The organism is Akkermansia sp. UBA7090 (assembly GCF_002493465.1).
Lineage (GTDB): Bacteria > Verrucomicrobiota > Verrucomicrobiia > Verrucomicrobiales > Akkermansiaceae > Akkermansia > Akkermansia muciniphila_A.
Map to the genome: position 1 here is coordinate 22,879 of NZ_DKYW01000019.1, position 21,217 is coordinate 44,095.

The following is a 21,217-nucleotide window of genomic DNA, read 5'->3' on the forward strand; positions in this document are numbered from 1 at the left end:
CGGCTTAAAGATTGATATATTTCCTGACGATTCCCAGGTCCTTGTCTCCGCGGCCGGAGAGATTGACCAGAACGTCCCCTCCCTGCGGCAATTCCTCCGCATGGTCCAGCACCCAGGCCACGGCATGGGAGGATTCCAGCGCAGGAATGATGCCTTCCTTCCTGGTGAGCGTCTGGAAAGCGTTTAAAGCGGAGGCGTCGCAAATCATACCGTAATGAACGCGCCCCGTTTCCGCCAGATAGGCGTGTTCCGGGCCTACCCCGGGATAGTCCAGCCCGGCGGAAATGGAATGGGACGGCTGTATTTGCCCGTCTTTATCCTGTAAAAGCATCGTCACATGGCCGTGCAGCACGCCGGGACTGCCCAGATTGATGGGGGCGGAGTTATAGCAGCCGGGCTCACCGGTGCCTCCCGCCTCGACACCCACCAGGCGGACGCCTTCATCCTCCACAAAGGGGTGAAGCATGCCGATGGCGTTGGAGCCGCCGCCCACGCATGCCACCACCACATCCGGCAGCCTGCCTGCGCGCTCCAGCATCTGGGCGCGGGCCTCCCGCCCAATGACGGATTGAAGCTGCCTGACCAATGTGGGGAACGGATGGGGGCCAGCCGCCGTACCGAAACAATACAGGGTATCCGCCTGATGGGAAATCCAGTAGCGCAAAGCCTCATTGATGGCATCCTTCAACGTGCGGGAACCGCTCTCAATCGGGAAAACCGTCGCTCCCAGCAGTTTCATGCGCATGACGTTCATGGACTGGCGTTCTACATCCTCTGCGCCCATAAAAATGGTGCAGTCCATGTTAAGCCGGGCGGCCGCCGTAGCCGTAGCCACGCCGTGCTGCCCCGCCCCGGTTTCCGCAATAAGATGCGTTTTCCCCATCATTTTGGCCAGAAGGGCCTGGCCGAGGGCGTTGTTGATTTTGTGGGCTCCGGTGTGCAGCAGGTCCTCCCGTTTCAGCCACAGGCGGAAGCCCAGTTTTTCCGAAAGGTGGGGACAGAACGTGAGGGGAGTTTCACGCCCAGCGTAATGGACCAGCAGATCCTGAAGCGCATCCCGGTACTCGCGGGACGGCATGATGGAGTCCATGGCTTCCTCCAGCTCCATAAGCGGGGGGCGCAGCGCTTCCGGTACGAAGCGACCGCCGAAATTGCCGAAATATCCTTCTTTCTTCATGCGATGTGGTAAGGAGTGTAAGGGGTGAGTGGTTTGAGGGCCGCCAGCAGTTTTTGCGGGCTTTTCTGGCCGGGAATGGCTTCCACGCCGGAGTTCAGGTCTATGCCGTCCGGAGAGCATTGTTCCAGCGCCCTGTTCAGAGAGGCGGAGGAAAGGCCGCCCGCCAGGAACCAGGGCCGGGGGGAACTCAGAAACGCCAGGGAGGACCAGTCAAGGGAAACGCCGTGGCCGCCGCCCTGGCTGCCGGCATCCAGCAGAAACCAGGCGCAGCTGTCCGCCCATAGCTCCATTTCCCTTTGCAGGGCATCTACGGATTCATACCGGTCCGGCCACAATACGCGGATTACCTTTTCCGGACCGATGCGGCGCGCGCAGTCCAGAGAATGGGCACCATGAAGCTGGGCAAATTCCAGACGGGCCGTTTTCATGATATCCATGATTTCCTCCGCGTTCTGGTTCACGAAAACGCCCACGCGGCGGATCAGGGCGGAGTCCAAGGCTGCCGCGCGCGACGGCGCAATATAACGCGGACTTCCGGGATGAAAGATGAAGCCGCAGAAATGGGCCCCCATCCCCATGGCGGTTGATAAATCGCTCTGGCGGGTAATTCCGCACACCTTGATTGCAAATGAATGCTTCTTCATATTGTTTCTTCTAAAATTGCTGCCAGTTTTTCACCCGGCCTTCCTCCGTCCATCAGGGCTGTTCCCATCAGTACGGCCTGGAAGCCCGCTTCCGCGGCTTCCCTGAGATGAGCCCCGGCGCTCATGGCGCTGGCGGCAATCCACACCTCCCCCTCACGGCGGAATTTCGCCATGTCCAGGCAGGCCTGCCTGTCCGTTCTCAAGGTATCCAGGTCACGGGCATTTACCTGGATGATGCGCGCGCCGGAGTCCCTGGCAATTTCCAGATCCGCCGCGTCAAACACTTCCACAACGGCGTGCATGCCGTAAGCCTCCGCCTGCTCCCTGAGAACACGGAGCGTCCGTGCGTCCGGCGTCAGACGGACGATGAGCAGCAACGCGGAAGCCGGCGTAGAAGCCGTCTCCATCACCTGAAGCTGATGAAAAATGAAATCCTTGCGGAGAAGCGGAAGCCCGGCGCGGCTCATGCGTTCCAAATATCCGATGCGGCCGCCGAAAAACTGTTCTTCCGTCAACACGGAGATGCAGGAGGCTCCCGACGCAGCGTACTGTTCAGCCACTTCCTCCGGTTTCAACCCGGAGGCGATGACGCCGCGCGACGGAGAGGATTGCTTGAACTCCGCAATGACCGCCACCGGCTGGCCGTCCGGCGGTTCCGCAATGGCTTTCAGGAAATCCGGCCGGCGCCCCTTCCACGGGCGCGGCAGTTCCCGGCGGGAGGCCATGTCCATAAGCAGGGCTATTTCCTCCGCCTTGGCTTCCCGGAACCGGTCAAGCAGCATGAAGCGTTCTCCTTCCTATGCCGGCGCAGACGGCTTCCCGCGCTTTCGCCATGCAGACGGACAGGTCCATGTGCTCCTCCAGCAGGAACATGGCTACCCCCACATTCAGAATCACCATATCCATCATGGCACGCGGGCCTTTCCCCGCCAGGATGTTCTTCAGCACATCCACGGCTTCCGACTTGGAATGAACGGCCAGTTCCTCCGGATTGCAGGGCTGGATGCCGTAATCCGAGGGGTCCAGGGACATGGGCGTCAAGTTACCGTTGTGGACGATCATCATCTTGGTGGGCCCCAGCGGCGTCACCTCGTCATATCCCCCGGCGCCATATACTACGGCAGCCTTGCGGATGTGGGACTGGCGGAGCGTCTCCGCCAGCAGCTCAACGAGTTCCGGACGGGCCACACCCAGCAGGATATGCGTGGGGCGCGCCGGGTTGATAAGGGGCCCCAGCAGATTGAACAGGGTGCGGATGCCCAGCTCCCGGCGGATGGGGCCTACATTACGGAAGGCAGGATGAAAATTAGGCGCGAACAGGAAAGCGAAGTTCCGCTCGTCCAACAGGCGCCGGACATCCTCCGGAGCTACGTCCAGCGGGAACCCCAGGCCTTCCAGAGCATCCGCAGAACCGCAGGAGGAGGACACGGCGCGGTTGCCGTGCTTCACCACTCTGTACCCCATTCCGGCCAGCGTCAGAGCTGTGGCCGTGGAGCAATTGAAAGAGTTGCGGCCGTCCCCGCCCGTGCCTACCACGTCAATGCAGTCACCCTCCAATCCTTCCACCCGGTTGGCGCGCCCCAGGGCAATGCCCACGGCGTGGGCCATTTCCAGCGGGGTTTCCCCTTTCATGCGGAGCCCCATTAAAAAGCAGCCCGCCTGGGCCGGAGTCATACGGCCATCCATGATGTCCGCAAAGCCTGCGGCGGCCATATCCGCCGTCAGATCCTGTCCGGCGGCCAGGGCGTCCAGAATGCGGCTGATGCGCTTTTCCTTCTGCCCCGAGGGCACGACGTTATCCGGGAAGTTGCCCAGCAGCTGAAGCCCGTCCGGCGTCAGGATGGATTCCGGATGAAACTGAATGCCTACCCACGGCCGGTCATTGTAGCGCAGAGCCATGACTTCCCCTTCCGGACCGCGGGAAGTAACGGTAAAACGGGGGTTCGGCTCGTCCTCCTTGGACTGGACCACCAGGGAATGGTAGCGGCCCACGGTCATGGGATTGGGAAGTCCGGCAAACAGCCCCGCGCCGTCATGGATGATGTCGGAGCTCTTGCCGTGCATGACATACGGGGCGCGGGAAACCTCCGCTCCGGCGAAGTAGCCCAGGAGCTGGTGCCCCAGGCACACGCCCAGCACGGGAACGGAAGCGGGAAGGCGTTTCAGGAACTCCAGGCACAGCCCGGCGTTGCGCGGATGGCTGGGGCCTGGGGAAATGCACACGGCTTCCAGCTCCGGGCTGGCCGCCAGTTCCAGGATACGCGGATCGTCATTCGCATGCACCACGGGCTTGCGTCCCAGGGCGTAAAACGCCTGCACCAGATTCCACGAAAAAGAATCGTAATTATCAATGAACAGAAACATGGTCTTCTCCTTTCAAAATAACGTCAATAATTTTGCCCTTGTTCATGCACTCCTGCCATTCGGCGGCCGGATCGGAATCATATACGATGCCGGCTCCCGTCTGCCAGTGGATGCGCCCATCCTTCACCCACATGCTGCGGATGGTAATGCCGGAATCCATGTGAACGCCGTTTTTGTCCAACCCCAGCCACCCGATGCATCCGGCATACGGACCGCGGGGCAAAGGCTCTTCCTCCGCCAGGATTTCCATGGCGCGCACCTTGGGGGCTCCGCTAACCGTCCCGGCAGGGAAAGCAGCGCCGAGAATGTCCAAGACGCCCAACCCGTCGTTCACCTGGGCGGTCACGCGGGAAGTCATATGCATCACATGGGAAAAACGTTCAATCTCCATCAGGCGTTCCAGCTTCACGGAACCGGGCTTGGCGACACGGCCCAGGTCGTTGCGGCCCAGATCCACCAGCATGACATGTTCCGAACATTCCTTCGGATCTTTCAGAAGATCGGCGGCCAGGGCGGCGTCTTCCTCATCATCCCTGCCGCGCCTGCGCGTTCCGGCAATGGGGGAAAGCTGAAGTTTGCCGTCCGTACAGCGTACCATCAGCTCCGGAGAAGAACCGAACAACGTCACCTCCGGCAGGCGCATGAAAAACATGTATGGGGACGGATTAATGCTGCGCATGCGGCGGTACAGCATGAAAGCGTCTCCGTGGAACTCCGCGGAAGCCTGGGAGGAAAGCACCACCTGGATGGCTTCTCCGTCATGCAGCAGCTCCTTGATATGCTCCACCCCCTTCATGTAAGCCGCCTGGTCCGGCGTGCGGGAAACCTCCCCTATGGAAGGTTCCTCCGCCCCATGGAGCGGGGCATGGGACAAATCACGGTGTTCGCCCAGGCTGAGCTGGGTAAGGCGATTGTACAAATGGTCAAAAACAATCACGGTGCCAGCCAGCACCAGGCAGGACTCTGCGGAAGAGGCAGGAATGGCCTGCGCCAGCCTGGGCTGGAACAGGGCGGCGGTTTCATACCCGAAATAGCCGTACAGAGCCCTCGTGATGGGAGCCTGCCTCATATCGTCCCCCACCAGCTCCAGACGCTGCATTAGGACGCGCAGCCCATCCAGGTAAGGCATGCCTTCCAGCTCTTTCAGGGATGCCAGGCGGTCGTCTTCGATGGAAAGGGAAAGCCTGGCGTCTACGCAGGAAACGGTCATCAGGTAATCGCAGGCAATGATGCTGTAGCGCCCCCATCTGCCGTCCACTTCCGCGCTTTCCAGCAGAAGTCCGGGAATTTTGTTCTGAGTCAGGCTCAGAAACAGGCTGATAGGGGTCTCCAGATCGGCGCTCAGGCGGCGGCTGCGCTGTTGGAGAGTGATCATGGATGGTGTTTGCATGGATGATGATGTAAGTTGAAAATAAAAAAACTGCTTTGACTCTCGGAGGAATCAAAGCAGTTCTTGAAAAATGGTCATAGCTGAATGCTATTACTGCACCTCGGGATTCCCCCGTCCGGACATGGGTACGCGCCACCAATAGCCGTTGCCGTAATAACGGTTCTCGCTAAAAAAGGGCTGTACAGTGCTGAAACGCATCTGCGCGTTTATTACTCCTCTGCCTCTGCCTTGTCAAAAAAACTTTCTGTCCATGACGAAAAAACACCGGAGCTTTCCCAACAGAGCCAAAGGAAGCAAACCCGCCTCCCCGGTTGCGATATTGAAGCCACTTTATCGTGAATATACCGGAAAACAGTTTCTTTGCCGGCCCTGGATCCAGTATTTTTGATGTCAATACTGACAGCAGAATAAAAAGCCGTTGAAAGAAACGGCCATTAAGCAACCGCTTGCCAGTGGACAGTTCTCTATCAGCCCAAAAAAGGGAGCCCGCCAATCCCGCGGGCTCCCTTCGTTAACCGTGAAAAAAATTTTCCTGTTTAAAACAGGGTCACGGCGATGTTCACGCCGGCGGTGACGATGGCCACCATGCTCATGAGCTTGATCAGGATATTGAGGGACGGGCCGGACGTATCCTTGAAGGGGTCGCCCACCGTATCGCCGATAACGGCTGCCTTATGGCTTTCCGAGCCTTTGCCGCCCACATGGCCCTGTTCAATATATTTTTTGGCATTGTCCCACGCGCCGCCGGAGTTCGCCATGAATACGGCGAGCACAAAGCCGGAAGCCAGGCCGCCGGCCAGCAGACCGAACACGCCGGGAACGCCGAAGACGATACCCATGCAGATGGGAGTGATGACCGCCAGCACGGACGGCCAGATCATTTCATGCTGCGCACCCGCCGTGGAAATTTCCACGCAGCGCACGTAATCCGGCTCTGCCTCCCCGGTCAGGATTCCCTTGATTTCCTTAAACTGGCGACGCACTTCCTTGACCATTTTTTCCGCGGCGCGGCCAACGGCATTCATGGTCAGTCCGCAGAACATGAAGGACATCATGGCCCCCACGAAGAGCCCCATGAGCACCTTCGGGTTCATCAGGGTTACCTGGAAATAGCCCATGAAATCAGACAGGGAAGCAGTAGCGATTTTGGAAACCTCCACGCTTACGGCGTCATTAATTTTGTAAATGGTATTGCCCGTGGCCTCACTCCAGTGAAGGATGGCAATCTTCAATTCTTCAATATAGGAAGCCAGAAGCGCCAACGCCGTCAGCGCGGCGGAACCGATGGCGAATCCCTTGCCCGTGGCGGCTGTCGTGTTGCCCAGGGCATCCAGGGCATCCGTGCGGCGGCGCACTTCCGGGTCCAGCTTGCTCATCTCCGCATTACCCCCGGCGTTGTCGGAAATGGGGCCGTAAGCGTCCGTCGCCAATGTCAGCCCCAGCGTGGAAAGCATGCCGACGGCGGCAATGCCGATGCCATATAGCCCCTTGCTCATTTCAGCCCCGGTGAAATGCCAGTCCCCGGAAGCCATGCCGTAAGCCAGCACAGTTCCCACGACGACAGTAATTACAGGAATGCAGGTGGAAATCATGCCAATGCCAATGCCGGAAATAATGACGGTGGCAGGCCCCGTCTTCGCGCTGTGGGCGATTTTACGGCAGGGATAGGAATCATGGGAGGTGTAATGCTCCGTGCTCTTGCCGATGACGATGCCCACCGCCAGGCCGGTGACGATGGCCCCCCAGATGCCGGCCCAGTTATCCAGGCCGATGAGCTGGAGCAGGAAAGCGGAGGCTATGGCAATCAGGAAGGAACTCAGGTTAATGCCGCGGTTCAGGGCTGCCATCAGCTCCGTCTGGGAAGCGCCGCGCTTCACGCGCACCGCGTACACGCCCAACAGGGAAAGAATGGTGCCGAGGGCGGCGATCAGCATGGGCGTAAGGACGGCCTTGATCGCCATTTCAGGAACGGCCATGTAAGCTGCCGCGCCTAAAGCGGCGGAAGCCAGAATGGAACCGCAGTAAGATTCGTAAAGGTCCGCCCCCATGCCGGCCACGTCCCCCACATTATCGCCCACGTTATCCGCAATGGTGGCGGGGTTGCGGGGGTCGTCCTCCGGAATGCCGGCCTCCACCTTCCCTACCAGGTCGGCTCCTACATCCGCCGCCTTGGTGAAAATGCCGCCGCCCACACGGGCAAACAGCGCCTGGAGGGAAGCCCCCATGCCGAAGGTCAGCATGGTGGTAGTGATGACGACCAGGCGCATGGAAAGCTCCATGTCCCCGTAAAACCAATCCAGCACCCAGTACCAGACGCCAATATCAAGCATGGCAAGGCCCACGACGGTCAGGCCGAGCACGGCGCCCGAGCGGAAAGCGATTTGCAGCCCGGCATCCAGGGAATGGCGGCAGGCATTCGCCACGCGGCCGGAAGCGTACGTAGCCGTCTTCATGCCGATGTACCCGGCCAGACCGGAGAAAAAGCCGCCTGAAATGAACGCGAACGGCACCCATGGATTCTGGATATGCAGGCAATAGGCCAGGAAAGCGAATACAATGGTAATCAGCACAAAGAAAATGGCGACAATCTTATACTGCTGCCGCAGATAGGCCATAGCGCCGCTGCGGACATGCCTGGCAATCATTTTCATAACTTCGTTCCCCTCATCCTGCGCTTTCATGCGGTAAAAAAAGATGCCCGCAAAAATGAGGGCCAGCACGGAAGCCGATGGGATGAGCCAAAATAAATCCTGGATGCTTATCATTGTCAGTACACTTTAAATTAAAGTGGTGGAAACATAACACCAGCTCTACTTTACTCCAAGAAAAAACCTGTGTCCGGAACGGAAAATGCCCCTTCCTGCAAAAAGACCAGCTCCACGGGAAAAGCAGCGCCTATCTATCCGCATTTGCGTCAATAAGAGAGAGCTCCTCCGGCGTAAACGGCGCGCTATCCAGAGCTTTCAGGCAATCCCTGATTTGCGAGGGGCGGCTGGCGCCAATCAGGGCCGTGGTCACTACGGGATCTTTCAGCACCCAGGCCAGGGCCATCTGGGCAAGGCTCTGGCCCCGACTCCGGGCCAGGGCGGCCAGACGGCGAATCTTATCCCCATACTGAAGAACCCGTTCTTTTGTTAAAAAGACGGAGGAACCTGCCGCGCGGGAATCTTCAGGAATACCCTCCAGATAACGGTCCGTCAACATCCCCTGGGCCAGCGGAGAAAAAGCGACGCATCCGGTACCCGTTTCCCGGACAGCTTGGAAAACGGATGTTTCCGGTTCCCGATTAAACATATTGTAACGAACCTGATGCACCAGGCACGGAACGCCGGCCTCCCCGAGCATGGAGCACATCTGTCTGGCCTGTTCCGCCGGGAACTTGGAAATACCGGCATACAGGGCCTTTCCGGAGCGAACCGCCGTAATGAGGGCTCCGGCCGTTTCCTCAAGGGGAGTTTCCGGATCATGCCGGTGCGCATAGAAAATATCCACATACTCCAGCTTCATGCGGGAAAGGGACTGGTCCAGGCTGGCAAGCATGTGTTTGCGGGATCCCCAGTCCCCGTACGGGCCGGGCCACATCAAATGCCCGGCTTTGGTAGCAATGACAAGTTCATCCCGGAAACGGGACAAATCCTGCATGAAAATACGGCCAAAGCATTCTTCCGCCGAACCGGGAGGAGGACCGTAATTATTCGCCAGGTCAAAATACGTAATGCCGGCATCAAACGCGCCGTGAATAAGCCGGCGGGCGTTTTCAAAATTATCCGCTGCGCCGAAATTGTGCCAGAGCCCCAGGGAAACGGGAGGGAGCAGCAGACCGCTGCGCCCGCAGCGGCGGTAGGCCGCATGGCTGTAGCGGCCGGGATCAGGAAGATAGTTCATCAGAAAAAAGGGAAATTACCGTGGTTGAGACGGGCGCCCATGCCGTACGCCGGAACGCCATGCTTCCGTACGGTATTTGGAAGCCAGCAGTTCCTCCACGCGGGCATCCATGCCGGGGAACAGTTCCGCGTCCACGCACAGGGAATGTTCCTCCGCCAGACGGGCGGCCAGCAATTCATCCCATCCGGAAGGAAGAAAACAATTCTGGATGCTCCCCTGGTGAAGAACGCCTCCGCGGACTCTTCTCTGGCCGCCGCCAGCCAGTTTCTCCCCGCCGGGAAGGACAAGATCACTCGTTACGGGGCTGGAAAAACAGGCCCGGCCTCCGTCCGGAGCATCCCCGTCCAGCATCACGCACTCCACGCCGCAATCCCTCAGGACGCGGGCTAGCGCCCCATGAATCCAACGGTACAGAACCGCGCTGGAAGGACGCTCTTGTTCTCCCTTGCGGTGCATGGCCAGAGTAAAGGGAATATCCTGCCGATGATCCACAATTCCCCCGCCCGTCCAGCGGCGGACAAAATGAAGCTCCTCACCCGGGAAAATGGCGCGCGCTGTGGCTTCCTCATCAAAATAACCGTAAGTCACGGTCGGTTCCGCCCAGCGGTACGCCCTCAACACAGGTTTCCTGCCCCATTCCAGCAAAGCTTCGTCCACGGCCATGGCTTCCTCCCCGCTTCTGGCGACAGGATCACGCCACAGCACCAGCTCCGGCAGAGGGGATAAATTACCGACGATATTTGTAAACCCCAACATATTGCAACTACAGAACAATGAATGGCAGGAAACGCTCTGGGCAAAAGGCGGCAACGGACACTCCGTCCTCCCCCAATTTCCCGGATACAGGCCTAACGGTTCATAGGCAATGCGATCCGCTGGGTGAAAGACCGGGTATAACGTTCGAAAAATTCTTCAGGAGAGGGAGCGGGACGCTTCTTCTGCCGGATCTGGTCCACAAGGGCCATGCCTTCATCCGTCACCACCGTCATGGAAATCGTCACGGCAGTAACGCGGCCGGATTTCAAATCATCAATATTCACGCTGCTGCCTACGATATCCAGGCGGTTGCCATACACATCCATCTGGGTGCAGGAGCCGAGGCGGTTGGCCCCCGTAGTCATGACAGGAACCAGCACGGATGCTCTTTGCGTGGCATCCTTGTCCGATTTGTTGCTGCCGGAATTGCCGATCTTTTTCTGGTAATCCACTTCAAAAATCAGCGTCATTTCCACAATATTCTCCACCAGGAAGTTGGAAGGGACGGTTTCATCCTGCCGGTACCGTTCGTAAGCGGACCAGAGATCCTGCTGCCCCAGAAGGTTCCGCACGGTATCTTCCGCACTGATCAAGTTGCGGTACAGGGAATAAACGGGAAAACCGTCAGACTCCGCCGTAGCGTCCTGATCCAGAATCTGATCGCGGTAAAGAAGCTTGTACCCCACGCAATTCACGTCACCGATGATGCGGTCATTACGCATATCCATGCTGGATTTGGCCGGGTTGCGGTCTGTAGCCGTGGTAAAGAAAACCAACTGAGAGGCATTCGTGACTTTGGCGCCTTCCGGCCCCATGGTCATCAGGTTCACGCGGGCTTCATCCAGGGAGGACGCTCGGCCCTTTTTCCTGGAAACCGCAGTCTTTCCCGCACGGGCAACCAGGTCGCTGTCCCGCTGCACCAGCATCCACTCAAAGGGATTCCCGGGCCGGAACTGCATGCTTTCAAAATCCTTGGTCATGGTATCCATGGCCGTGCGGGCAAGCGTCGTGGTCCGCACATCCTGCAGCACCCATCTCCAGATATCCACCCCGCGGGAAGTCAGGGCCACAATGACCAGAACCAGCACGGTAGTGATGGTCATGGCTGCCAGGAGTTCAATCAGGGTGAACGCGCCGGATTTGATTTTGGCAAATGTCTTCATGTTTTTTCAGAGGTCTTCAGATAATACCCGCTAACGGCGGAAAGCGAGATTGCGCGTAAACACGGGAGTCTTTAAATTTTCCCACGTTAAATGCTGTAAACGTTCGGGATCCGTATTCAACAGCTGGAAGAACTCCGCCTGGTACAGGACTTCCGCCCCCCACGGCAAATTCAGGCCGCCTCCTTTCTCCGGCGTATAAACATACAGGGAAGGTTCCTTAATCACCTTGCCGCGGTTATAAGGATTGTAAATCGTTCCATACTTGGGGGCCAGTTTATACCCGTAAGAGCTGGAATCCATGCGCTCCACCACCAGCTGGGTCATGCGCACGGCGAAGACGGGACCCACAAGGGCCTTGAAATCATCCCAACGCTCTTTGTTGTTCGCCAGGCAAACCCCTGTCACTACCGCCGTATTTTTGCCGGGAACGCTTCCGCCTTCCTCCAGCCAGGGCTGGGGAGTTCCGTCCCTGCGGGCTCCTTTGGTCAAATCCGCCCTGTAATTGTAAACAAGAATGGTCGTAGCAGGCCTGGACGTAAACTGCATCCAGTAAAACGCCTTGTCAAAAGCGGAAACATATTTGGATGAGGAAGACTTTCTGGCGTTGGACGCGGCACGCTCGGAATTGCGGAGTTCTCCCAGTTCCGCCGTCAGGGCGTGGACGATGCGGTCCGCTTCACGAATAGTCAGGGCGGACTGAACCGTCCTTCTGGCAGGAATAAACATGGCCATGAACACTACAATCAGCACGGCCACCACGCCGATCGCAAGCACCACTTCCGTCAGGGTGAACCCCTTGGCACGAGACTGTTTCATACACTTGGTCAACATAAAATGGGAAATCTGGTATTATATCACAGAAACTAATTGGGAATCACCTGCTCCGTCGTCCTCAGACGGCTGATATTGCCTTTGGGATAAATCACAATGCCGCCTGCCAGGCCCGGTTTGCCGTCCACCATCGGGGTTGGCCTCTCCTCCTTGCCGTTCCCGGCGGAACCGGCAACCACCACCAGGCGGGTGGGGGCGTTCGGCTGGGACATGCGGCCTTCCTCGTCAAATTCAATGAAGTAAATATCCGTCATTCTGTTGCCGGGAAGGTTGACGGTATCCTGCCCGTCACGGCTGGCAAAATCGCGGGCCGTGGATTTCTCGCCCCTGGCTTTCTTCGCGCCTTCCAGAAGGGTGCTGTAGGTCGGACTGACGTAAAAACCGGCGGGAAGAGTCTGCAAACGGTTCACCAGATGCCATTTCCCGGTGCGGGTATTTTTGGACATCACGCCCAAAGTGCGCATATTGCGGGCTTCGTCATCGGGAGTGCTCACAATAATCAGGCGGCTCCACGTTCCTTTGCCCATGGCATCCAGCCGCGCCTCCTGCACCATGCCGTCCACCATTTCAACGGCGGCCTGAAGGCCCTGCCCCCTGCCTCCGCCTCTTAACATGCTGGCGGCCAAGGCCATCATGGCCACCATAATGGTGATCACGACAATCAGTTCCACCAGGGTAAACCCTTCGCTCCCTGACAAGGAACAGCGCAGAGCCATTCCGGAATGCTTGGAAAAATATCTCATACAGATAATGCAGGATTAAACAACGATTTTTGGCATGCTACCCGTTTCAGACGGACACGGCAATCATTTTTTGAGGAACGGGAATGCCTGATATATTCCTGTCCAACAAAATTCCGGCAAGGAATTGTCATCCGGGAATCACCGCTCCCGCCATCCTTCCGGAAAAGGGAAACATCCGGCCGTCTCAAGTCCCGCATTTCAAGACGCGAATAAGACCAAAACGACATGAAGAGCGCCTTCTCCCCCTTTTCCGGAGCCTTCATTTTCCCCGTTTCATCTCCATCTCCCCTGCGGAAAAGCATCAAGCCCTTTCTACCTCAATTCCACCCACACGCCGCGGTGGTCGCTGGCCTGGAAGGAGGAGGGAGAGTCAAGAATGCCCATGGGGGGCTTGCGGCCGAGGCGCTTTTTCAGCGTATTGTTCAGGAAAAGATGGTCGAAAGAATGGTAGGTATCTCCGTCTTCATAGTAAATGGTCCAGGTCTCCCCGCGGGAATCCCTAGGCTTCAAACGATTCAGGCGGTATTCCGTTTTAACCGGTCCCTGGATGACCTGCACGGCGCTGTCTGACGGGCCGTCATTAAAATCTCCGTACAGAAGCAGAGGCATGCCGTCCTGAGAGGAAAGAGCTTCATTCAGGTAGTCCCGCAGGGCGTAGGCTTCCCTTCTCCGAGTGTCCTCAGCGGAACCGTCACGGCTGAGGCGCGATTTCAAATGAATGCCCACCAGGCGGAAAAGCCGTCCGTCCGGCATGCTGACCGTGGCGTCCAGAATGCCCCGCAGCATCGTCTTTTTCCGTTTCGTCTCTCCGGATACAGGCATGTCCGCTACGGAACGGTTATCCGCGATGCGGTATTTGGAAAGAAGGGCCAAACCACGGTCTTCCCCATCCCGCATGACAAGAACTTTGTACGGCAAATGAACTCCCTTTCTCTTCAGCCGCATTTGCAAGTCACGAACGGCAGCCTCCCCGCCCATTTCACACAGCCCCACGATTTCCGCCCCCGATTGACGAACCAGCTCCGCCACGGCTTCACGGGCTTCCACAGGTTTGTATTTTACCTGAAAATTGCTTCTCCTGGGGTCTTCAGGAACAAAGTAGTTGCCGGCGTTCATAGTCAGCAGACGAACGGGCTCCCCCTTGTCGGGGATTTCCACCTTCTCCCGAACCGTCTGCCGCCCTTCCCTCTGGCGGGCGGGAACCGCCTGCGGTTCATTATCCAGCGGAGCCCACTCCGTCAAACCGTACCCCACCACCGCGCACAACGCAACCAGGGCCGCGATGACGGAGGTTCCCCTGCGTTTTGACGTTTTCCTGATCATGTCTGTTTCCCTGAAAGATTTTCTCCATGGCGGACGTAGTGAATGAACAAGCCGGACCATACAGAATTTTCCGGCCTATTACTCGGCTTTCGCTTCACTTCCATCCGTAGTTCATGATAAACCATGAATGTGTCCCCATTGCAACCCCATAACGAATCCCAGCCTGACGAACAGACACTTTCCCAATACGCGGAACATACCAGGAAAAGCCTGATCGCGCGTTTGGAAAACTGGGAAGACCAGCGCACCTGGGATGAATTTTACCGGACGTATTGGCGCCTTATCTATTCCGTCGCCCTCAAGGCCGGATTGAGGGAAGACGAGGCCTGGGACGTGGTACAGGAAACCATTCTTTCCATCGCCAAGCAAAGCAGGAAAAATATTTACAAACCGGAACAGGGCTCCTTCAAACTCTGGCTCTGGAACATGACCCGCTGGCGCATCAACGACCAGTTCCGCAAAAGGAAAAAGGACACGGCCATGCTGATGAATCCGGATGCCCCGGGCACGTTGGAACACCCCATTGACAAAATCCCGGATGAAGGGAAGAATAATTTTGACCAGGTATGGGAACGGGAATGGCAGAATAACCTTCTTCAGGCGGCTCTGGAACGCGTCAAGGCAAAAGTGTCTCCAAAGCAGTTCCAGATTTTTGACTATTATGTCCTGCGGGAGTGGGACGCGGCCAAGGTCCGCCGGCAGCTCGGAGTCACGATTGCCCAGGTTTATCTGGCAAAGCACCGCGTAGGAAGCGCTTTAAAGAAAGAACTGCAATTTCTTCAATCCCAGGAAAAGGAAAAAGAAAAATAGGAGTTCATCTCAAAACCTGCCGGCGTCCTTGATACGCGTTCTTCCGGCCGGCCCTCCTTTCAGAAAGGATTCCTTTATTTTGCCTCTTGCCAAGACAGCGGTTTTATCGTTAGATTAACGGCAACTGAAATGCCGTCCTCACGCAACAGACATTCCGCCCAGAGAGTTTTTACCTGGGACAAAATCAAGATGGCCCTGGCGGCGGCGGAAGAAGGATTCTACATCTGGAATATTAAAACGGGCGTCATCCATTACACGGACCGCTGCCTGACCATGATGGGGGCCAGCCGCAAGGAGAAAGCTCCCAATATTTTCACCCAGCCGGAGCTTACCATACATGAGGAAGACCAGGCCTTTTTTTCCCAGGAAGTGCGCCGTTACCTGGATGGCCACACTCATGTGCCCATGCGCATTGAAATCCGGATGAAAAAGCTGAACTCCAAAAGCTGGAGCTGGGTTCGCGTCAACGGCCTCGCCCGCAGGGACAAGCAGCGCCGGCCCGTTATGCTGGTGGGCGTATGGGTTAATATAACCCGGCGGAAAACGGCGGAACTGCGCGCTGCGGAGGACAGGGACCTGTTTCATACCCTGATTGAACACATTCCCGACAGCATCTATTTCAAGAACCGGGAATCACGTTTCGTCCTGGCGAATACCGCCACAGCCAATAAGCTGGGCGTACCGACGCCGGCAGACCTGACCGGACGAACGGACGATTATTTTTTTGACCAGACGATGTCCGATATTTCCCGCAAGGAGGAAATAGACATCATGGTTACCGGACGCCCCATCCGCGCCCGCCTTCATCATGAAACATGGCTGCACAAGGATGATTCCTGGAGCCAGAACAGCAAGTTCCCGTGGTATGGACGCAACGGAGAGCTAAAGGGAATTGTGGGTATTTCCAGCGATGTCACCAAACTGGTGAAGACAGAAATCAAGGCCACAGAAACGGCCCGCATTCTGGAGGAACGCAACAGAACTCTGGAAAAGGAGATAGATTTGGCTAGGGAAATCCAGTTCGCCCTGCTTCCCTACGAAATTCCCTCCCGCTCCCATACGGAACACGGCCTGACCCGCCATGCGGATTTTCACCATATTTTCACTCCTTCGGAGGGGGTTGCAGGAGACTGGTTCGATGCTTTTCCCGTAGGCAATTCCGGCGTTGGCGCCATCGTTTGCGACGTGATGGGCCACGGCATCCGCGCCGCCCTGATCGCCTCCATGCTCCGCGGCCTGATGGAACAGTTGTCCCACCTGGCAGATAATCCGGCGGCTTTCCTTACTTCCCTCAACCACCAGCTCGCCAAAATCCTGCAACGGGCGAACACCACCATGTTCGCCTCCGCCGTTTATATTTACCTGGATCTGGAAACCGGGGTCATGACAGCCTCCACAGCCGGTCATCCGCATCCCATCATTCTGGGTCCGGACGGGGTCGCCCGCAAAATGCCGCTGCCCAGAGGAATCGCCCTGGGACTGCTGGATGACGCCACATACCATAATGCCCAGTTTTCGCTTCTGGCGGGGTCCCGCATCCTGATGTACACGGACGGTCTGACAGAAGCCGCCAACCAGGACGGGGAAGAAATGGGCGTAGAAAGGCTGATTGACTATTTCAACAATTCCTCCCCTCACAGCACCAAGGATTTCGTTCATCAGGCCCTTACCTGCGTAGCCAAATTCACCGGCTGCACCAATCAAGCCGACGATATCTGCATGCTGGGCATCAGCTATTCCGAACACGAAGCAAAAACGGACAGCTAACAGCCGGCGCCTGACGTTTCTGTAACCTGCTTCCTCTTCCCTCATCCGGCCGCATTCCGGAATTTCCACGGGAAAAAGCCTCCCATGCGCCCCCTTTCCCCGCAGAATGCGGACCGGCGTTTTTCCTCCCCTGCCGCAAATGGAGAAAAGGCGTTATGTCGCCTCCGGACAATCATCCGGAGAAAATTTGAAATGGCGCCAAAATGGAACGCTCAACATCCAAATGGAAAACAAGGCTTCCAGCCCACCCGCCAGGACAATCGTCGTCTGGACACCCCAGGCATCCACCACAGCCCCCCAGCCCATGGCCGCCAGCGGCTGCACTCCGATGGTGACGATGCTGAACAACCCCAGAATAGCCGACTTGCGTTCCGGGGGAGACAAAAGCTGCACGGCGGATGAAGAAGTAACGAAGAGGGAAGAAGTGGCCAGCCCGGCAAAAAAGAAACAGAGGGCCTGCACTTCCACCACCGGGATGACGCCGGCCACGCACAGCGCGCATCCCATCCACAGGGTACCTGAGGAAAGTTTGGCCCCCACCCTGTCGCTTTTGCGAGCAAACGGCAGGACAAAGAGGATGCTCGCCATGGCCCCGGCTCCGACCGCTCCCAGAATGAGGCCGGTATGCCTGGGATTTCCATGCATCAATGCCGGAACAATCTGATAGAGGGATTGCCCGCAGATATTCTGAATCAGAGCGCTGATCATGATAAAGAGCAGGCTGCGCGTGGCAAGCACCGCCTTGAGGCCGGATGCTTTCCTTCCTGCGCCGCGCTGCTTTCTGGGAGCGGAGGTATCCGCTACGCGTCCCTTTAAGGCAACCAGGCAGCCAACCAGCGGAAGACTTGCCGCTACGTTGCCGCCAAAGGCGGTTCCGGCGCCCCATTCCGCAATGATGTAGCCGGCAAGCGCCGGCCCTATGGCCCGGCACGTATTAAACACCAGAGAATACATGCCCACGGCCTCCTGTAATTGCCGACGCGGTATCAGGTCGCCCACAAAAGCCTGCTGCGTGGGAAAACCCACCGTCTGATTGACGCCCATCACCAGCCCGGCGGCGTACAGGTGCCACAACTGAAGCATATCCAGCACAGTCAACAAAAACAGGGCTGCCGCCACCAGCCACTGGACACACTGCACGGCTATGAGAAGTTTTCTCCGGTCAAAACGGTCCCCCAGCCCGGCCAGCAGCATGCCGCCCAGAAAGAAAGGGAGGGCGTTCAAAGCTGCCAACAGCCCCACTGCCGTGGCGGAGCCGCCGGAAATATCATACACAAGAATGCCCATGGCCGTCACCTGCAACCACATTCCAATCAAGGCGGAGGCCTGCCCCGACCAGAATATTTGCAGGTTCCGCACCTGAAGGGGCTTGAAGAAGCCCAGCCAGTCATTCAGCCATCTCATCAGCTCCGCCATCCTAGCCCCAGCCGGCGGAACCGTCCAGAAACGAGTGCGGCAACGTCCCTGTTCCGGGATCTTCTTATTCCTCTGCGGTATAACAGGCCGGATAATCCCTGGAAGGCAGCCAGACGGGAAGGTCTTTCATCCTGCCTGCGGCGCGTTCGGAAACCGGCGTACGCCACACCTTAAAGAAAGGCCCCATGTTCTTTCCCGTGACCCTGGAAAAAGCGTTCATGACCCATTCCCATTTCTTTTCATCGCTCAGCTCACCGTTGTCGTACGGCTTATCATGGAATTGAAGAGCCACCTGGCGGAAGGCGTCAAATCCCAGATGGTACATCAGCTCCACCCAGAAGAAGAGCTGCACCTTGTTGGGCGCCTCATTGTAAGTCTGGGTGCCAGAAAAATATTTTTTCATTTCCGCGCTCATGCCGTACGGCCCCATGCCGCCGCCCCAGCAGGATTCAAAGTCTTTTCCAGTCCCCATCACTTCACACACCATGGAGAATATGTTGACGGATACCTCCGTCTGGCCTTCCATCGTGAAGGGAGGGGATTGATGGTTATGCCCCAGTTCATGCCACAAGCCCCAGCTTCCGGAATGGATGATGGAACCGGCGGCGATGGAATTCGTCCAGTCCTTCGTAGCCATGGCGGGATAACCGGAATGCCCGGCCCCGGCGGATATCTGCCTGTCCACGACAAAACGCATCGGATGATGCAGACGGTCCGGCTTGGTATCCCAGCCCATAATCCAGTCCTGAAGAGCCATGTTTTTTTGCAGAAACTCCGCCGTCTTCTGAACCTCCGGACACTGTTTCAGCTGTTCCACGGGCATCGTGACAATAAGCCGGGGCATGCGTATTTCCCCCCACGGAGCCTTGGTATTTTCCAGTTGTTCGGCCCATTGTTCCGGAGTGGTCTTCCCCATTACGAACAGAGGCGACGGCACGGCTCCGGAAATCTGGACCTTGAAGACCTTCCCCCGTCTGGGACGCTGGCCTACATTCACATAAACAAGGCCGCCCATCGGATTCACCATTTTCACGCGCCCCCGGCCAGCCGGAACCTGCATGGTTATTTCCGGCACTCTTTTCCATTCATCCAGCTTATGAAGGCTGTCCGTATGGCATCCTATGCGGATGCTGATCGAACCGTCTTTGGGAGCGCCGGACAGGGAACACGAAATTTCTGCCCCGGGCGGCGCATACAGCCCCGTACTATGCCAGCCCCCAATATTGGAATCTATCTCCACCGTCCTCCTGACCGTCTGAGCTCCATCCTCCGGGACGCCGGGAAAATCCTTCGCCGCCGGGCACGCCTTCAGCGAGGCAAGCTTGGCGTCATTCCATTCCCGGCATTTTCCCAGAAGCGCCTGCATGCGCCCGGCGTCTTTCCCTTTTTCCCACGGAGAAGAACCTGTGGGAAATTCCTCCATTCCCTCCATTTTCTCCGCCTTGTCCCAGGACCATGTTTCCAGCGGCTTATCTTTTTCCGTCTGGATTTCATCCCTGCAAGGAATCGAATAAACGGAAAGCTCCGGCATCCGGTTTTTCACGGGTTGAGGGAAACGCCCTTCCGGTTCCGGCTCTTCCTCCGCAGGAATATCTTCCTCCTGTCTGCGGGCCTCTTCCTCACGTTCGCGCCGTTCCAGCTCCTCCCTCCTCTTTTTTTCCCGTTCTTCGCGTTCGGCCTGCTCCTGATGTTTCCGGGCCGCTTCCGCAGCCTGCCGCGCTTTCTCTTCCTGCGCTTCCCCATAAGCCTTCTGGGCCGCCAGCCGTTCCTTTTCCTTCCTCTCCCTGATTTCCCGTTCCCGTTTTATCCGCTGTTTTTCCGCGGCTTCCCTGGCCTTCTTCTCCTTTAATTTACGCTCAGCGGTCAATTCCTGGGCTGCTTTTCTTTTTGCCAGGTCATCCTGGTAAAGATAATATCCGGCGCCGGCGCCGCAAACCAGCAGCACCACTAAAAACCAGCCTACGGCGGAACCTCTGGAAATGCTACGGGAAAAAGATGGAGTGTTCATGCAATCGGGAGTGGAAACGAATCTTTCTCATTTCCGCATTGCAGGCATTCCCTGTCAATACGATTCTTCCTCTTCCGGGAGCGCCCTGATGAAAGAAACATGTTGAAAGCCGGTTTTCAAATATCCTCCCGCGGAACCACCGCCTTCATCCCGAAATAGGGAAACACACCATGCGCCAGTCCGTCCAGAACGCCCCGGGTGCGCGGTTCCGGGCTAATGTACCCATGGCCGCGGGCAACCATATCCTTCACTTCCTGCGCCGCATTGGAAGGGCAGCACCGGAATGCCTCCGGCAAGTGCCGCATGGCGTCCAGATCATTGTGCCCGTCGCCGAAAATGGCGATATGGGCGGACGGAACGCCAAACCGGGAAGCAACAAAGGAAAGGGATGTTCCCTTATTGTAATCACGATGGCTGAAACGAAGGTAGGGGCCTGCCCTTTGCGTGACAATTTCCTTATACGGACCAACCGCATTCTGAATAACGCAGGAAACTTCATCCAGGCCGCAGGCATCATTCACCACCAGGGAAAAGGCGTCATTGTCCTGCCTGCGGAGTCCCAGCCCGGAAAACCGGCCTTCCAGCTGGTTCATCAATGATTCCAGGACGCCGCCGTAACGGGTGAACAAGTCGTCATGAGCAACTGCGCAGGCATCATTCCACATAACACCGGGCATCAGCCTGCCTTCCGCATCCGCCAGGTGCACATTCCGTTCCATCGTCACCGTAAAATCCGGAGCAAACGCTTCCGCATTATCCCGGAACATATCCGCCAGACCTTCTCTCAGATAAACAGGGTCGCGCCCCGTATTAACACCCCAGAGTACGCCGTACTGCGCGCGGAGCACGCGCATGGTTCTGAAAAAAATGCTCCTTTCTTCCGCAGGGCCGCCAGGAGTAAACAGAGTATCGTCAAAATCAAAGGAGAAAAGATACCGGA

17 protein-coding genes are annotated in these 21,217 nt (G+C 57.4%); 2 read left to right on the plus strand and 15 right to left on the minus strand.

What is annotated here, in order from left to right:
* Positions 1 to 4: 4 nt before the first annotated feature.
* From trpB to B3075_RS06880, 12 genes are all read right to left on the minus strand, one after another.
* Positions 5 to 1,177, minus strand: a complete 1,173-nt coding sequence (trpB, locus tag B3075_RS06825) for a tryptophan synthase subunit beta (RefSeq protein WP_094135785.1) — start codon at positions 1,175 to 1,177, stop codon at positions 5 to 7.
* Positions 1,174 to 1,821, minus strand: a complete 648-nt coding sequence (locus B3075_RS06830; RefSeq protein WP_094135783.1) for a phosphoribosylanthranilate isomerase — start codon at positions 1,819 to 1,821, stop codon at positions 1,174 to 1,176. The genes trpB and B3075_RS06830 overlap by 4 nt, the downstream gene beginning before the upstream one ends.
* Positions 1,818 to 2,603: an indole-3-glycerol phosphate synthase TrpC gene (locus B3075_RS06835; protein ID WP_094135781.1), complete on the minus strand. Its 786-nt coding sequence runs from the start codon at positions 2,601 to 2,603 to the stop codon at positions 1,818 to 1,820. The genes B3075_RS06830 and B3075_RS06835 overlap by 4 nt, the downstream gene beginning before the upstream one ends.
* Positions 2,593 to 4,185: an anthranilate phosphoribosyltransferase gene (trpD, locus tag B3075_RS06840; RefSeq protein WP_022197484.1), complete on the minus strand. Its 1,593-nt coding sequence runs from the start codon at positions 4,183 to 4,185 to the stop codon at positions 2,593 to 2,595. Before trpD ends, B3075_RS06835 begins: the two co-directional genes overlap by 11 nt.
* Positions 4,169 to 5,575, minus strand: coding sequence for an anthranilate synthase component I family protein (locus tag B3075_RS06845; RefSeq protein WP_290492058.1), 1,407 nt, complete (start codon positions 5,573 to 5,575; stop codon positions 4,169 to 4,171). Before B3075_RS06845 ends, trpD begins: the two co-directional genes overlap by 17 nt.
* A 536-nt stretch (positions 5,576 to 6,111) precedes the next feature.
* Positions 6,112 to 8,340 (minus strand): sodium-translocating pyrophosphatase, encoded by a 2,229-nt coding sequence (locus B3075_RS06850; protein ID WP_179218323.1) that lies wholly within the window; start codon positions 8,338 to 8,340, stop codon positions 6,112 to 6,114.
* A 130-nt stretch (positions 8,341 to 8,470) separates the two neighbouring features.
* Positions 8,471 to 9,460, minus strand: coding sequence for an aldo/keto reductase (locus B3075_RS06855; protein WP_094135773.1), 990 nt, complete (start codon positions 9,458 to 9,460; stop codon positions 8,471 to 8,473).
* Between the two features lie 15 nt (positions 9,461 to 9,475).
* Positions 9,476 to 10,216, minus strand: coding sequence for a lipoyl protein ligase domain-containing protein (locus tag B3075_RS06860; RefSeq protein ID WP_094135771.1), 741 nt, complete (start codon positions 10,214 to 10,216; stop codon positions 9,476 to 9,478).
* 92 nt (positions 10,217 to 10,308) lie between these two features.
* Positions 10,309 to 11,379, minus strand: coding sequence for a PulJ/GspJ family protein (locus tag B3075_RS06865; protein ID WP_094135769.1), 1,071 nt, complete (start codon positions 11,377 to 11,379; stop codon positions 10,309 to 10,311).
* 30 nt (positions 11,380 to 11,409) lie between these two features.
* A complete protein-coding gene (locus tag B3075_RS06870; protein WP_179218322.1) occupies positions 11,410 to 12,195 on the minus strand; it encodes a type IV pilus modification PilV family protein in 786 nt (261 codons plus the stop codon).
* Between the two features lie 47 nt (positions 12,196 to 12,242).
* Positions 12,243 to 12,953, minus strand: coding sequence for a prepilin-type N-terminal cleavage/methylation domain-containing protein (locus B3075_RS06875; RefSeq protein ID WP_290489265.1), 711 nt, complete (start codon positions 12,951 to 12,953; stop codon positions 12,243 to 12,245).
* 312 nt (positions 12,954 to 13,265) lie between these two features.
* Positions 13,266 to 14,276, minus strand: a complete 1,011-nt coding sequence (locus tag B3075_RS06880; RefSeq protein WP_290489263.1) for an endonuclease/exonuclease/phosphatase family protein — start codon at positions 14,274 to 14,276, stop codon at positions 13,266 to 13,268.
* A 123-nt stretch (positions 14,277 to 14,399) separates the two neighbouring features.
* On the opposite strand from B3075_RS06880, the gene B3075_RS06885 reads away from it, so the two are divergent.
* Positions 14,400 to 15,086: an RNA polymerase sigma factor gene (locus tag B3075_RS06885; RefSeq protein WP_022197496.1), complete on the plus strand. Its 687-nt coding sequence runs from the start codon at positions 14,400 to 14,402 to the stop codon at positions 15,084 to 15,086.
* Positions 15,087 to 15,215: 129 nt separating this feature from the next.
* Positions 15,216 to 16,853: a SpoIIE family protein phosphatase gene (locus tag B3075_RS06890; protein ID WP_094135753.1), complete on the plus strand. Its 1,638-nt coding sequence runs from the start codon at positions 15,216 to 15,218 to the stop codon at positions 16,851 to 16,853.
* A gap of 153 nt (positions 16,854 to 17,006) precedes the next feature.
* Here B3075_RS06890 and B3075_RS06895 read toward each other — a convergent pair whose 3' ends face one another.
* The 3 genes from B3075_RS06895 to B3075_RS06905 all read right to left on the minus strand — a co-directional run bounded on the left by B3075_RS06895 (position 17,007) and on the right by B3075_RS06905 (position 21,131).
* Positions 17,007 to 18,257, minus strand: coding sequence for an MFS transporter (locus B3075_RS06895; protein WP_179218321.1), 1,251 nt, complete (start codon positions 18,255 to 18,257; stop codon positions 17,007 to 17,009).
* A gap of 76 nt (positions 18,258 to 18,333) precedes the next feature.
* A complete protein-coding gene (locus tag B3075_RS06900; RefSeq protein ID WP_290489260.1) occupies positions 18,334 to 20,277 on the minus strand; it encodes a M60 family metallopeptidase in 1,944 nt (647 codons plus the stop codon).
* Positions 20,278 to 20,393: 116 nt separating this feature from the next.
* Positions 20,394 to 21,131, minus strand: a complete 738-nt coding sequence (locus B3075_RS06905) for an HAD family hydrolase (RefSeq protein ID WP_179218320.1) — start codon at positions 21,129 to 21,131, stop codon at positions 20,394 to 20,396.
* Between the last annotated feature and the right edge of the window lie 86 nt (positions 21,132 to 21,217).

Excerpts from the sequence above, each read along its gene's own strand:
- trpB (WP_094135785.1), bottom strand. The coding sequence starts at position 1,177 with ATGAAGAAAGAAGGATATTTCGGCAATTTCGGCGGTCGCTTCGTACCG.
- B3075_RS06830 (WP_094135783.1), bottom strand. The coding sequence starts at position 1,821 with ATGAAGAAGCATTCATTTGCAATCAAGGTGTGCGGAATTACCCGCCAG.
- B3075_RS06835 (WP_094135781.1), bottom strand. The coding sequence starts at position 2,603 with ATGCTGCTTGACCGGTTCCGGGAAGCCAAGGCGGAGGAAATAGCCCTG.
- trpD (WP_022197484.1), bottom strand. The coding sequence starts at position 4,185 with ATGTTTCTGTTCATTGATAATTACGATTCTTTTTCGTGGAATCTGGTG.
- B3075_RS06845 (WP_290492058.1), bottom strand. The coding sequence starts at position 5,575 with ATGCAAACACCATCCATGATCACTCTCCAACAGCGCAGCCGCCGCCTG.
- B3075_RS06850 (WP_179218323.1), bottom strand. The coding sequence starts at position 8,340 with ATGATAAGCATCCAGGATTTATTTTGGCTCATCCCATCGGCTTCCGTG.
- B3075_RS06855 (WP_094135773.1), bottom strand. The coding sequence starts at position 9,460 with ATGAACTATCTTCCTGATCCCGGCCGCTACAGCCATGCGGCCTACCGC.
- B3075_RS06860 (WP_094135771.1), bottom strand. The coding sequence starts at position 10,216 with ATGTTGGGGTTTACAAATATCGTCGGTAATTTATCCCCTCTGCCGGAG.
- B3075_RS06865 (WP_094135769.1), bottom strand. The coding sequence starts at position 11,379 with ATGAAGACATTTGCCAAAATCAAATCCGGCGCGTTCACCCTGATTGAA.
- B3075_RS06870 (WP_179218322.1), bottom strand. The coding sequence starts at position 12,195 with ATGAAACAGTCTCGTGCCAAGGGGTTCACCCTGACGGAAGTGGTGCTT.
- B3075_RS06875 (WP_290489265.1), bottom strand. The coding sequence starts at position 12,953 with ATGAGATATTTTTCCAAGCATTCCGGAATGGCTCTGCGCTGTTCCTTG.
- B3075_RS06880 (WP_290489263.1), bottom strand. The coding sequence starts at position 14,276 with ATGATCAGGAAAACGTCAAAACGCAGGGGAACCTCCGTCATCGCGGCC.
- B3075_RS06885 (WP_022197496.1), top strand. The coding sequence starts at position 14,400 with ATGAATGTGTCCCCATTGCAACCCCATAACGAATCCCAGCCTGACGAA.
- B3075_RS06890 (WP_094135753.1), top strand. The coding sequence starts at position 15,216 with ATGCCGTCCTCACGCAACAGACATTCCGCCCAGAGAGTTTTTACCTGG.
- B3075_RS06895 (WP_179218321.1), bottom strand. The coding sequence starts at position 18,257 with ATGAGATGGCTGAATGACTGGCTGGGCTTCTTCAAGCCCCTTCAGGTG.
- B3075_RS06900 (WP_290489260.1), bottom strand. The coding sequence starts at position 20,277 with ATGAACACTCCATCTTTTTCCCGTAGCATTTCCAGAGGTTCCGCCGTA.
- B3075_RS06905 (WP_179218320.1), bottom strand. The coding sequence starts at position 21,131 with ATGCGCGTGCTCCGCGCGCAGTACGGCGTACTCTGGGGTGTTAATACG.